Annotated in this window: 10 protein-coding genes; 1 reads left to right on the top strand and 9 read right to left on the bottom strand. The window is 70.8% G+C overall.

Going from position 1 to position 12,676, the window contains the following annotated elements; translation table 11 throughout:
- The first annotated feature begins 312 nt into the window (after window positions 1-312).
- Window positions 313-3,456 (top strand): isoleucine--tRNA ligase, encoded by a 3,144-nt coding sequence (gene ileS / locus AC4BDD_RS22815; protein WP_490687319.1) that lies wholly within the window; start codon window positions 313-315, stop codon window positions 3,454-3,456.
- A 304-nt stretch (window positions 3,457-3,760) separates the two neighbouring features.
- On the opposite strand, the gene AC4BDD_RS22810 is transcribed toward ileS, so the two are convergent.
- The 9 genes from AC4BDD_RS22810 to ftsW form a co-directional block, all read right to left on the bottom strand.
- Window positions 3,761-4,843, bottom strand: a complete 1,083-nt coding sequence (locus AC4BDD_RS22810) for a DivIVA domain-containing protein (RefSeq protein ID WP_490687318.1) — start codon at window positions 4,841-4,843, stop codon at window positions 3,761-3,763.
- 48 nt (window positions 4,844-4,891) lie between these two features.
- On the bottom strand, window positions 4,892-5,188 hold the full coding sequence (locus tag AC4BDD_RS22805; RefSeq protein WP_490687317.1) for a YggT family protein: 297 nt from the start codon (window positions 5,186-5,188) through the stop codon (window positions 4,892-4,894).
- Window positions 5,189-5,262: 74 nt separating this feature from the next.
- Window positions 5,263-5,898, bottom strand: a complete 636-nt coding sequence (locus AC4BDD_RS22800; RefSeq protein WP_490687316.1) for a cell division protein SepF — start codon at window positions 5,896-5,898, stop codon at window positions 5,263-5,265.
- Between the two features lie 123 nt (window positions 5,899-6,021).
- The gene (locus AC4BDD_RS22795; RefSeq protein WP_490687315.1) at window positions 6,022-6,741 is read right to left on the bottom strand and encodes a YggS family pyridoxal phosphate-dependent enzyme; all 720 of its coding nucleotides are present in this window, start codon (window positions 6,739-6,741) and stop codon (window positions 6,022-6,024) included.
- The gene (pgeF, locus tag AC4BDD_RS22790; RefSeq protein WP_490687314.1) at window positions 6,738-7,499 is read right to left on the bottom strand and encodes a peptidoglycan editing factor PgeF; all 762 of its coding nucleotides are present in this window, start codon (window positions 7,497-7,499) and stop codon (window positions 6,738-6,740) included. Before pgeF ends, AC4BDD_RS22795 begins: the two co-directional genes overlap by 4 nt.
- Before the next feature lie 12 nt (window positions 7,500-7,511).
- Entirely contained in the window at window positions 7,512-8,759 is a 1,248-nt protein-coding gene (gene ftsZ, locus AC4BDD_RS22785; protein ID WP_490687313.1) for a cell division protein FtsZ, read from the bottom strand.
- Window positions 8,760-9,046: 287 nt separating this feature from the next.
- Window positions 9,047-9,844, bottom strand: a complete 798-nt coding sequence (locus AC4BDD_RS22780; protein WP_490687312.1) for a cell division protein FtsQ/DivIB — start codon at window positions 9,842-9,844, stop codon at window positions 9,047-9,049.
- Window positions 9,845-9,927: 83 nt separating this feature from the next.
- Complete coding sequence (murG, locus tag AC4BDD_RS22775; protein ID WP_490687311.1) at window positions 9,928-11,022, bottom strand: undecaprenyldiphospho-muramoylpentapeptide beta-N-acetylglucosaminyltransferase; 1,095 nt, start codon at window positions 11,020-11,022, stop codon at window positions 9,928-9,930.
- 6 nt (window positions 11,023-11,028) lie between these two features.
- Complete coding sequence (gene ftsW, locus AC4BDD_RS22770; RefSeq protein WP_490687310.1) at window positions 11,029-12,651, bottom strand: putative lipid II flippase FtsW; 1,623 nt, start codon at window positions 12,649-12,651, stop codon at window positions 11,029-11,031.
- Window positions 12,652-12,676: the final 25 nt, after the last annotated feature.

Below are 12,676 nucleotides of genomic sequence, written 5' to 3'. Positions count from 1 at the left end.
GAGCCCGGGGGAGCAGCGAAAGGCGTGGATGGGGACGAGTAACGTCGTACGCAGCCATGAGCGACCCGGGGACGGTGCGAGCCCGGGGGCGAGCGCGATGTGAAGGATCACCCCGGAGCTGCCGGAAGAAAGCCCGATCCATGGGGCCCGCTCCGCTGGGGCCGCCGAGGGCGAGTAGAGCCGGCTTCGCGACCCCAATGAGGGGGCCGGGAGCGAGACCGCTCGCGGTCAAGGAGGGTGGTACCGCGGGAGCGCGCAGCTCTCGTCCCTCCGACGGAACGGAAACGACGTGTCCGCCGGAGGACGACCCCGATGAGTCCGCAGCCGCAGTACCGCCAGGTGCCCGCCCAGGTCGACCTGCCCGCCCTCGAGCACGCCGTGCTCGATTTCTGGCGGGACAACAAGATCTTCGCCCGCAGCCTGGACCAGTCCGAGGGACGGCCCGAGTGGGTCTTCTACGAGGGCCCGCCGACCGCCAACGGCATGCCCGGTGCCCACCACATCGAGGCCCGGGTCTTCAAGGACGTCTTCCCGCGCTTCCGCACCATGCAGGGCTACCACGTCGGCCGCAAGGCGGGCTGGGACTGCCACGGCCTGCCGGTCGAGCTGGCGGTGGAGAAGGAGCTCGGCTTCAGCGGCAAGAAGGACATCGAGGCGTACGGGATCGCGGAGTTCAACGCGAAGTGCCGTGAGTCGGTGACCCGGCACACCGACGCGTTCACCGAGCTCACCACCCGGATGGGCTACTGGGTCGACCTCGACGACGCCTACCGGACGATGAACCCCGAGTACATCGAGTCGGTGTGGTGGTCGCTGAAGGAGATCTTCAACAAGGGCCTGCTGGTCCAGGACCACCGGGTCGCCCCCTGGTGCCCGCGCTGCGGTACCGGGCTGTCCGACCACGAGCTGGCCCAGGGCTACGAGACCGTGGTGGACCCGTCGGTCTTCGTCCGCTTCCCGCTCACCTCCGGCCCGCTGGCGGGCGAGGCGTCCCTGCTGGTGTGGACGACGACCCCCTGGACCCTGGTGTCCAACACCGCCGTCGCCGCCCACCCCGATGTCCGCTACGTCGTCGCGACCGACGGCGAGGAGAAGGTGGTCGTCGCCGAGCAGCTTCTCTCCAAGGCGCTCGGTGAGGGCTGGGAGCCCACCGGCCAGTCCTTCACCGGCCGTGAGATGGAGCGCTGGACCTACGACCGCCCCTTCTCGCTGGTCGCGATCGAGGACGCGCACTTCGTCGTCAACGCCGAGTACGTCACCACCGAGGACGGCACCGGTCTGGTGCACCAGGCACCCGCCTTCGGTGAGGACGACCTGAGGACCTGCCGCGCCTACGGCCTGCCGGTGATCAACCCGGTGCGCCCGGACGGCACCTTCGCCGAGGACGTCGCACTGGTCGGCGGCCAGTTCTTCAAGAAGGCCGACGAGGCGCTCACCGCCGACCTCCAGGCCCGTGGCCTGCTCTTCCGCCACGTCGCCTACGAGCACAGCTACCCGCACTGCTGGCGCTGCCACACCGCGCTGCTCTACTACGCCCAGCCGTCCTGGTACATCCGCACCACCGCGGTCAAGGACGCGCTGCTGCGGGAGAACGAGAAGACCAACTGGTTCCCCGAGTCGGTCAAGCACGGCCGGTTCGGTGACTGGCTCAGCAACAACATCGACTGGGCGCTCTCCCGCAACCGCTACTGGGGCACGCCGCTGCCGATCTGGCGCTGCGAGGAGGCCCACCTCACCTGCGTCGGCTCGCTGGCCGAGCTCTCCGAGCTGACCGGCAGCGACCAGTCCAGGCTCGACCCGCACCGCCCGTTCATCGACCACGTCACCTTCACCTGCCCCGCCGAGGGCTGCGAGCTGACGGCGGTGCGCGTGCCGGAGGTGATCGACGCCTGGTACGACTCGGGCTCGATGCCGTTCGCGCAGTGGGGGTACCCCTACAAGAACAAGGAGATCTTCGAGAAGCGCTACCCGGCGCAGTTCATCTCCGAGGCCATCGACCAGACCCGCGGGTGGTTCTACACGCTGATGGCGGTCGGCACCCTCGTCTTCGACAAGTCGAGCTACGAGAACGTCGTCTGCCTGGGCCACATCCTCGCCGAGGACGGCCGGAAGATGTCCAAGCACCTGGGGAACATCCTCCAGCCGATCCCGCTCATGGACCAGCACGGCGCGGACGCGGTGCGCTGGTTCATGGCGGCCGGCGGCTCGCCGTGGGCGGCCCGCCGGGTGGGCCACGGCACCATCCAGGAGGTCGTCCGCAAGACCCTGCTGACCTACTGGAACACCGTCGCCTTCCAGGCGCTGTACGCGCGCACCTCCGGCTGGGCGCCCAGCGAGGCCGACCCGGCCCCGGCCGACCGGCCGCTACTGGACCGCTGGCTGCTGGGCGAGCTGAACACCCTGGTCGAACAGACCACCCAGGCCCTGGAGGCCTACGACACCCAGCGGGCCGGAAAGCTGCTGTCGGCGTTCGTGGACGACCTGTCCAACTGGTACGTGCGCCGCTCGCGCCGCCGGTTCTGGCAGGGTGACGCGGCCGCGCTGCGCACGCTGCACGAGTGCGTCGAGACGGTCACCCGGCTCATGGCGCCGCTGGTCCCCTTCATCACCGAGCGGGTCTGGCAGGACCTGGTCGTCCCGGTGACCCCGGACGCCCCGGAGTCGGTGCACCTGTCGAGCTGGCCGACCGCCGACCGGACGCTGATCGACCCGGCGCTCTCCCAGCAGATGGTGCTGGTCCGGCGCCTGGTCGAGCTGGGCCGTGCGAGCCGCGCCGAGTCCGGGGTCAAGACCCGGCAGCCGCTGTCCCGCGCCCTGGTCGCCGCGGCCGGTTTCGAGACGCTCTCCCCCGAGCTGCACAGCCAGATCACCGAGGAGCTGAACGTCACCTCGCTGGCGTCGCTCTCCGAGGTCGGCGGATCGCTGGTCGACACCACCGCGAAGGCCAACTTCCGGGCGCTGGGCAAGCGGTTCGGCAAGGGAGTGCAGGCGGTGGCCAAGGCGATCGCGGAGGCGGACGCGGCCGCGCTGTCGCTCGCGCTGCGCGAGGGCACCGCTTCGGTGCCGGTCGACGGTGAGCCGGTGGCCCTCTCCCCCGACGAGGTGATCATCACCGAGACCCCGCGGGAAGGCTGGTCGGTCGCCTCCGACGCGGGCGCCACCGTGGCGCTGGACCTGGAGATCACCCCGGAGCTGCGGCGCGCGGGCGTGGCCCGCGACGCGATCCGGCTCATCCAGGAGGCCCGGAAGAACAGCGGGCTGGACGTAGCCGACCGGATCGCGCTGCGCTGGCGCGCCACCGATGCGGAGACGGCGGAGGCCGTGGCCGAGCACGCGTCGCTGATCGCGGACGAGGTGCTGGCGGTGGACCTGGCGGACGGCGAGGCGGACGACTCCTACGGTGAGGAGTTCGTGGACGAGGGGCTGGCTCTCGCCTTCCGCCTCCGCAAGGCGTAACCCCGCGGGACTCCGTCCGGGGGTGCCCCCGTCCCGAACTGGGGCTCCGCCCCAGACCCCGCTCCTCAATCGCCGGAGGGGCTGAAAGATCCAGCCCGTCCGGGCAGGTGTTCAAGCCCGTCCGGCGATTGAGGACTGGGGGTACGGGGGCCAGCCCCCGTACGGGACGGGGCGGGGCGGGGAACAAAGAAACGGCCGCCGTCCAAGGCGCAGCGCAAACGGGCCGGGCCCCGGGAGGAGAATCCTCCCGGGGCCCGGCCCGTTCTGCCTGCCGACGGCTACGCGCTCCGCGCGAACCGCGCGATCAGTTGTCGTCCTCGTCGATCAGAAAGCCCCGCATCGGGCTCGGCGCCTGCTGCATCGGCTGCGGGCCCTGCGGCCGCACCGGTGCCATCGGCTGGGTCATCGCCGGGGACATCTGCTGCTGGCCACCGTAGGACGGCGCACCGCCGGCCTGGTTGTGGCCGCCCATGGTCTGGTTTCCGCCCATGGTGTGGCCCCCGCTCATCGGGCCCGCGGCGGCCGAGGCCATCGACGGGGACGGCGGCAGCGAGGGAGCGGCCGTGGTCCGCGGCGGAGCCAGCGAGTCGTCGGCCTGGTTCTCCAGCTGACGCAGCTGGCTCTCCAGGTACGACTTCAGGCGGGTGCGGTACTCGCGCTCGAAGCCGCGCAGGTCCTCGACCTTGCGCTCCAGCGTGGCGCGGGCGGACTCCAGGGAGCCCATCGCGACGCGGTGCTTCTCCTGCGCGTCCCGCTCCAGCGCGTCCGCCTTGGCGCGGGCGTCGCGCTCCAGGCCCTCGGCGCGGCTGCGGGCCTCGCCGACGATCTTGTTGGCCTCGGAGCGGGCCTCCGCGATCGCCTGGTCGGCGGTCTGCTGCGCCAGCGAGAGCACCCGGGCGGCGCTGTCGCCACCGGGGCCCTGACCGGGCTGCGGGAGCTGCGGGCCGGGACCGCCCATCGGACCCTGCTGGCCCATAGGGCCGGGACCGAGCGGGCCGCCCATCGGGCCGGGACCGTGCGGGCCCTGCGGGCCGTGGCCACCAGGGCCGGGAGGCAGCTGGGGTGCACCGCCGGGCAGTTGGGGCGGACCGCCCATCTGCTGCTGCTGCGGGGGCACCGGCTGCGGGCCCGATATGGCAGCGGGCACCGGAGCGCCCGGTCGATCTTGTGGCTCGGGAGGTTTACGCATGCCCTGCTGCTGGTTCTGCGCGGCGGCACGAGTCGCGGCGGCCAGCTTCGCCCGCAGGTCCTCGTTCTCGCGCAGCAGCCGGGTCAGCTCGGCCTCGACCTCGTCGAGGAAGGCATCGACCTCGTCCTCGTCATAGCCTTCACGGAGGCGGACGGTCGTGAACTGCTTGTTCCGCACGTCCTCGGGGGTCAATGGCATCTCTTCTTCACCTCAACGTAGTCGTCGGCAATTGCAAGACCGTATCGTTCACACGCTGCTCGCAACGTTGCTCACGACGGTGATCAGGATGTAGACGATGATCATCAGTACGAAGAAGGACAGGTCGAGCGCCACGCCCCCGAGACGCAGCGGCGGGATGAACCGCCGCAGCAGCTTGAGCGGCGGATCGGTGACAGTGTAGGCGGCCTCAAGGATGACCACCATCGCCTTCCCGGGTTGCCACGACCGGGCGAACTGGAAGACGTAGTCCATGACCAGCCGGAAGATCAGCACGATCAGGAAGCAATACAGCGCGATGTAGATCACCTGGAGTGCGATGTCCATCCCGCGCTTCCCTCTCCCCTTGCTCGTACCTCGGCCTCGCGGCCGGATCTGCTCGGTGCTACCGCTGTTGCGTCTCAGCTTTGGTTGAAGAACCCGCCCTCAGCGATACGGGCCTTGTCCTCCGCCGTGACATCGACGTTAGCAGGAGACAACAGGAACACCTTCTGTGTCACCCGCTCAATACTCCCGTGGAGACCGAAGACCAGACCGGCGGCAAAGTCGACAAGTCGCTTCGCGTCGGTGTCGTCCATCTCCGTCAGATTCATGATCACCGGAGTGCCCTCACGGAAGTGTTCCCCGATGGTACGGGCTTCGTTGTAGGTCCGGGGGTGCAGTGTCGTGATGCGGTAAGGCTCACGCTCGGACACAACCTTGGGCATGATCACCGGTGCGTTCTTCTCCAGATTCTGGCGGTCAGGTGTGATGGACGCCACGGGGGCGATTCTTCCCCCTCGCCCTCCTTCGGCAAGGAGGGACCCAGAACGTCCGCTTTCCGTTACGAGCGGAGCGGGTTCACGCTGGGCGGGCGGAAGGGCGACTCGAACCGATTCGTCCCTTTCCGAGCGAGGCTCCGGCGGTGCTTGGTGCCGCCTGCGCTCGGGCTCCGGTTCGGGCTCGAACTCGTCGTCGGGGTCGAACCCCCGGCCGTCGTACCCATCGTCCTCCACGAGGCCGAGGTAGACCGCCATCTTGCGCATCGCGCCGGCCATTCTCTGCGTCCTCCGCTCTGTGGTGGATCGGCTCCGCCACCGGATACCGTGGATCCACGCGGTCTGCCCGCCTTTTCGCGGGAATGACCATATTTTCTACTGTGGTCCGACTTCTTGGCGACGTTACCGGAGCCGGGGTCGGACTCCGAGTACCGCGGTGCCTACACGCACATGTGTCGCTCCCGCCGCCACGGCGTCCTCGAGGTCCGCACTCATCCCTGCCGAGACCATGTTCGCAGCAGGATGGTTCGCGCGCAGGCCGGTTGAGATTTCCATCAGCCGGTCGAAGGACGCTCGCGGTCTGCCCGCGTACGGGCCGGCGAGCGGAGCGACGGTCATCAGCCCCTCCAGGCGCAGACCTTGGGCTTCGGCCACGGCGTCCGCCAGTTCGGCCACCCGCTCCGGCGGGACTCCACCGCGCCCGGCACCCTCACCCGATCCGGCGTCGAACGCGACCTGGATGAGACAGCCCAGCTCGCGCCCGGCCCGCACCGCCGCGGTGGACAGCGCGTCAACCAGCCGCCGTCTGTCGACTGATTGCACGATATCGGCATAACTCGCCACCGAACGCACTTTGTTTGTCTGCAATTGGCCGACGAAATGCCAAGCAAGGGACAGATCGGCGCATTCGGCGGCCTTGGGCGCCGCGTCCTGATCGCGGTTCTCCGCGACCTGCCGCACACCCAGCTCCGCCAGCAGCCGGACGTCACTGGCGGGGTAGGTCTTGGTGACCACGATCAGGGTCACCTCCTCGCGCTTCCGGCCGGCGGCGGCGCAGGCGGCAGAGATACGTTCCTCTACCCGGGCCAGGTTCGCGGCCAGTTCCGCCTTGCGATCGGTCACAGCTCAGCTCCCCCAGGGCCCCCGACCCAGACATAGCTCGCGAGCCGCCCCGTGGTGCGGTCGCGCCGGTAAGAGAAGTGGTCCGCCGATTCGAGCGTGCAGACGGGAGACCGTCCCGCGATTCTCACACCGAACGCGGCGAGTTGGGCGATGACCCCGGCCGCCACATCCACCGCCGGGGTCTGCCAGCTGGTACGGGACCGGGCCGCGGGGACCGCCTCGGCGACCGCGTCCCGCATCGCCTCGGGTACTTCGTAACAGCGGCCGCAGATCGAGGGTCCGGTGTGCGCGACGATCCGGGACGGTTCGGCGCCGAGTGTCAGCATCGCCTCCACCACCGCGGGGATGACTCCGGCCACCAGGCCCGGCCGGCCGGCGTGCGCCGCGCCGGCGACTCCGGCGACCGGGTCGGCCAGCAGCACCGGAGTGCAGTCGGCGGTGAGCACGGCGAGGGCGAGCCCTGGGCGGTTGGTCACCACCGCGTCCACGCCGGGCACCTCTTCCGGCGCGAGGTCTGCTGGCCACGGGCCGTCGACGATGGCGACGTCCCGGCCGTGCACCTGGTTCATCCAGACCACCGCCGCCGGATCCAGGCCGAGCGCCTTGGCGGCGAGCTCCCGGTTGGTCCGGACCACCGCGGGGTCGTCGCCGACCGCGCCGCCGAGGTTGAGCTCCGCGTACGGAGCGGCGCTCACCCCGCCCCACCGGTCGGTGAAAGCGAAGTGCGCGCCGCTCGCTCGGTGCTGTTGCCCTATCACTTCAGGCGGTACTTACTTCAGGAAGTCCGGCACGTCCAGCTCCTCGGCCTGGCTGTCCTGGTAGGGACGGGCCGGCGGGACCTGCGGCGTGCTGACCGGGGCGGAGGACGCGCCGGAGTAGGACGCGGGCGGGACGTCGGCGACCGGCGAAGTGTCCGGAACCGGCTCCTCCTCCCGTTGGGTGACGCTGCCCAGTCCGCCGAAGGACGGCCGGCTGGGCTCGGCCGGGGCGGCCGAGCGGGCCGCGGAGCCGCCGGCGGAGTCGTCCCGGCTGTACGAACCGATCCCCTTGTCGCGGGACTTGGCCGGCGGCTGGCCGCCGTCGAAGCCGGCCGCGATGACGGTGACCCGGACCTCGTCGCCGAGCGCGTCGTCGATGACGGCACCGAAGATGATGTTCGCCTCGGGGTGCGCGGCCTCGCTCACCAGCTGGGCGGCCTCGTTGATCTCGAAGAGACCGAGGTCGCTGCCGCCGGAGATGGAGAGCAGGACGCCGCGGGCGCCGTCGATGGACGCCTCCAGCAGCGGCGAGGAGATGGCCATCTCGGCCGCCGCCACCGCGCGGTCGTCGCCACGCGCCGAGCCGATGCCCATCAGGGCCGAGCCCGCCTCGGACATCACGGACTTGACGTCGGCGAAGTCCAGGTTGATCAGGCCGGGGGTGGTGATCAGGTCGGTGATGCCCTGGACACCCGACAGCAGCACCTGGTCCGCGGACTTGAACGCGTCGAGCACGCTCACCTGTCGGTCCGAGATGGACAGCAGTCGGTCGTTCGGGATCACGATGAGGGTGTCGACCTCGTCGCGCAGCTGCGCGATGCCGTCCTCCGCCTGGTTCGCCCGGCGGCGTCCCTCGAAGGTGAACGGGCGGGTGACCACACCGATCGTCAGAGCGCCGAGCGACCGCGCGATGTTGGCGACGACGGGCGCGCCACCGGTGCCCGTGCCACCGCCCTCGCCCGCCGTCACGAAGACCATGTCGGCCCCCTTGAGGACCTCCTCGATCTCCTCGCGGTGGTCCTCCGCGGCCTTCCGGCCGACGTCGGGGTTGGCGCCGGCGCCGAGACCGCGGGTGAGCTCCCGGCCGACGTCGAGCTTGACGTCGGCGTCGCTCATCAGCAGGGCCTGCGCATCGGTGTTGATCGCGATGAACTCGACGCCCTTGAGCCCGACCTCGATCATCCGGTTGATGGCGTTCACGCCACCGCCGCCGATGCCGACGACCTTGATGACTGCGAGGTAGTTCTGCGGTGCTGCCACGTCGAAGGCCTCTCGCCTCGATTTACGTGTCGCCACTCCGCAGTTGCTGCGGTGCGCCGACTGATGCCGAATGGGGCGGTCCTCTTGGCCGGCCCAACCCTAAAGGTGAAGTTTAGGGTTACTAGTGCTGCTGTTCCCTGGGTTCTTGGAACAGGACACTAAGTCGACAAGCCGGGCGCGTTCAATGAACACGCCGAACCTCCCGTTTTTCTTTTCACCCTATGTGATCACCCCTAGGGGTAGCCAACCAGGGTGCTGGCCTGCCGGGATGTCCGTCCACATCTACGTCAACTACCGGACGCGGCGGGGGCACTCGGCGCACTGACGTCGAAGTGACCCGCCTGGGGCACCGCTTTCATCAGCGCGGTCAGCGCCCGGGCCTTTGCGGCGCCGCGCTCCCCGCTGCCCCACATCACCGTACGGTCGCCGGTCAGCACCACGGTGATGGAGTCGTAGGAGTTTACCCGGATCCGGCGGGTGTCCTGGTGGACGCGCGCGGGAAGCGCGGTCGCGACCCGCACTCCTTCACGGCGCAACCGGTCGGCGCCGAATCGGCGGGAACTCGCCGATCGCTCGATGCCCAATTCGAGCAGCGGAACGTCTTTCGGGGCCTCGGCGACGGTGGCGAACCGGACACCGGACTTGTCGACTTCGGTGAACTTCCCGCCGGTGCGGAGAATGGCCACCGGCTTCCGTTCGGTCACCTCGACGCGGATGGTGTGCGGCCAGGAACGGGCCACCTTCACCGCCGCGATCCTCGGCAGCCGCGCAAGGAGCCTGTGCTCGATCGCGCCGGTGTCCACCGAGACCATCGGGGAGTCCAGCGGAGCCGCCGCCGCCTTCCGTACCTCGCCGGGGGTCAGGACCTCGGTTCCGGTGATGTTCACCCGCTCGGCCCGAAGCCAGCTCGAGCCGTAGAACAGCCAGGTACCGCCCCCGCCGAGCAGGGCGGCGGCCACCAGGAGCAGCAGCAGGGTGCGGCGGCCGGGCAATCGCAGCCGGCGGCGCGCCCGGAGGGTCCGGGGCGCCGGGCCGGACGACGGCGCCGGTCGGTCACCGCGCTTGGCGGTCGTCGGTCCGGCCACGCTGCCCCACTCCTTCCGGCCGAATGCCCGGGGGTTGACCTCCCCGGGCCCGCGGCCTCACACCTGGCGGCGCACCTGCCCGGTCACGCCTGGCGGCGCTGGGCGATCGCCTCGTACACCATGCCGACCAGCAGCTCGTCGGCGTCCCTGCGGCCGAACTCCGCGGCGCGCCGCGACATCTCGTACAGCCGGTGCGGGTCGCTGAGCACCGGGAGCACCTGGGACTGCACCCACTCGGGGCTGAGCTCGGCGTCGTCGACCAGCAGACCGCCGCCGGCCTTGACGACCGGCTGGGCGTTCAGCCGCTGTTCGCCGTTGCCGATGGGCAGCGGGACGTAGGCGGCGGGCAGCCCGACGGCGGAGAGTTCGGCGACGGTCATCGCACCCGCGCGGCAGAGCATCATGTCGGCCGCGGCGTACGCGAGGTCCATCCGGTCCACATACGATACCGGGATGTACGGCGGCATTCCGGGCATGTTGTCCACGGGCGGCAGCTCGTTCTTGGGGCCGACCGCGTGCAGGATCTGGATCCCGGAGCGCTGGAGGAAGGGCGCGACCGTCTGCACCACCTCATTGAGCCGGCGAGCGCCCTGCGAGCCGCCGGAGACCAGCAGCGTGGGCAGGTTGGGGTCGAGCCCGAAGGCGGCGCGGGCCTCGGGGCGCACCGCGGCCCGGTCGAGGGTGGCGATGGAGCGGCGCAGCGGGATGCCGACGTAGTGGGCGTTGCGCAGCTTGCTGTCCGGGGTGCTGACCGCGACGAACTTGGCGTAGCGGGAGCCGATCTTGTTGGCCAGGCCGGGCCGGGCGTTCGCCTCGTGGACCACGATCGGCACCCCGAGCCGCTTCGCCGCCAGATAGCCGGGCAGGGCCACATAGCCACCGAAGCCGACGACGCAGTCGGCCTTGGTGCGCTCCAGGATCTGCTCGGCGGCCTTGATGGTGCCGCGCAGCCGCCCGGGGACGGTGATCAGCTCAGGGGTGGGCTTGCGCGGCAGCGGGACGGCCGGGATCAGCCCGAGTTCGTACCCCCGCTCGGGTACGAGCCGGGTCTCAAGACCCCGCTCCGTGCCGAGCGCCGTGATCCCCACGGTCGGGTCCTGCCTCCGCAGGGCGTCCGCGAGGGCGAGCGCGGGCTCGATGTGGCCGGCGGTCCCCCCACCGGCGAGTACGACATGCACCGAAATTCACCGCTCTCCGGACGGCCGCTTGTCGCCGCGCCGTCTCATCGTCTTCCATCTCAGCCCAGCCCGCTTCTTACCGAACACAGGCTGCCGCATGGCCAAGGCCGCTCGGGCACCGGGTTCCGCTCGCGCGAAGGCGATCAGCAGCCCGATGGCGAACATGGTCGGCAGCAGGGCGGACCCTCCGTAGGAGAACAGCGGGAGCGGGACGCCGGCGATCGGCAGCAGACCGAGCACCGCACCGATGTTGACCACGGCCTGGGCCGTGATCCAGCAGGTCACGCCTCCCGCGGCATACCTCACGAAGGGGTCCTCCGTGCGTCCGGCCACGCGGATACCCGCATAGCCTAGAGCCGCGAAGAGGGCGAGCACCGACAGTGTCCCCGCGAGGCCGAGTTCCTCCCCGGTAATGGCGAAGATGAAGTCGGTGTGTGGTTCAGGGAGTTCGCCCCATTTCTCCATGCTGGCCCCGAGGCCGGATCCGAACCATCCGCCGTTGGCCAGGGCGTAGATGCCGTGCACCGCCTGCCAGCACTGATCGCCGTCGCCGGGCTCGGTGGCCCCCAGGCAGGCCAGCCGGGACATCCGGTTTGCGCTGGTCTTGATCAGCAGGACGCCGATGAACGCGGCGCAGCCGAGCACGCCGACGAAGAGCCGGGTGGGCGCGCCGGCCAGCCACAGCACCCCGAAGAGGATCGCGGTCAGGATGATGGCGGTGCCCATGTCGCCGCCCAGCATGATCAGGGTGAGCAGGACGAAGGTGGCGGGCACCAGCGGGATCAGCAGGTGCTTCCACTGGGTGAGCAGCCGCTTCTCGTGCTTGCGGGCCAGCAGGTCCGCGCCCCACAGCACCAGCGCCAGCTTGCCGAACTCGCTCGGCTGCAGCAGGAAGGGGCCGCCGAAGGAGATCCAGTTCCGGTTGCCGTTGACCGCCACTCCTATCCCCGGCACCTGGACCAGGCACATCAGGAAGACGGAGACGGCGAGCAGCGGATAGGCGAAGGCGCGGTGCAGCTTGATCGGGGTGCGCGCGGCGAACAGCATCAGGGCGCCGCCGAGGACGGCCGCCAGCAGCTGCTTGCGGAAGAAGTAGGAGGGGGCGAGGCCGGATTGCAGCGCCTTGATCTGGGAGGCGGAGTAGACCATCACCAGGCCCAGCACGATGATCAGGAGGCTGCCGCCGAGGATCACGTAGTAGGCGGTGAGCGGCCGGTCCCAGGCCCGCCGGGCCCTGGCCAGCAGCTGCCGCGGCCCGCCGGAGGCGCCGCCGCGCGGGGCTCGCGGCCCGCCGGACGCGCCGCCGCCGCGGCGCACCGGGCCGACGGTGCGCCCCGGGCGCCCGGTACGGGCCACCGAGCGCTCCCGCAGGGCGAGACCCGGGGGGCCAGGGTGCGCCACGGGGGGAAGGACGCCACCGCCCGCAGGGGCGAGGAAGCCGCCGCGCACCGGGGCGGCGAAGCCACCGCCCGCCAGGCCGGCGCGCGGCCGGTGTCCTCGCGGCCGGCTCAGCCCGGACAGCAGCGCGCGTACGCCGAAGCGGGCCTGGGCGGGCTCCGGCGGGCGGCCCCGGTCCACCGCGGGGCGGGCCGCCCGGGGCCGCGATGCCGCGGACTCGTCATGAGTCATCTCGCATCCCTCCGTACAGCCCGCG

This window comes from Streptomyces sp. JLBT605, assembly GCF_058215555.1.
Note: the sequence above shows the minus strand (reverse complement) of the source record. Positions and strands in the feature narration are given on the sequence as shown.

Coding starts and splice junctions, on each gene's coding strand:
- ileS (WP_490687319.1), top strand. CDS start 313: ATGAGTCCGCAGCCGCAGTACCGCCAGGTGCCCGCCCAGGTCGACCTG.
- AC4BDD_RS22810 (WP_490687318.1), bottom strand. CDS start 4,843: ATGCCATTGACCCCCGAGGACGTGCGGAACAAGCAGTTCACGACCGTC.
- ftsW (WP_490687310.1), bottom strand. CDS start 12,651: ATGACTCATGACGAGTCCGCGGCATCGCGGCCCCGGGCGGCCCGCCCC.
- AC4BDD_RS22800 (WP_490687316.1), bottom strand. CDS start 5,898: ATGGCCGGCGCGATGCGCAAGATGGCGGTCTACCTCGGCCTCGTGGAG.
- AC4BDD_RS22805 (WP_490687317.1), bottom strand. CDS start 5,188: ATGGACATCGCACTCCAGGTGATCTACATCGCGCTGTATTGCTTCCTG.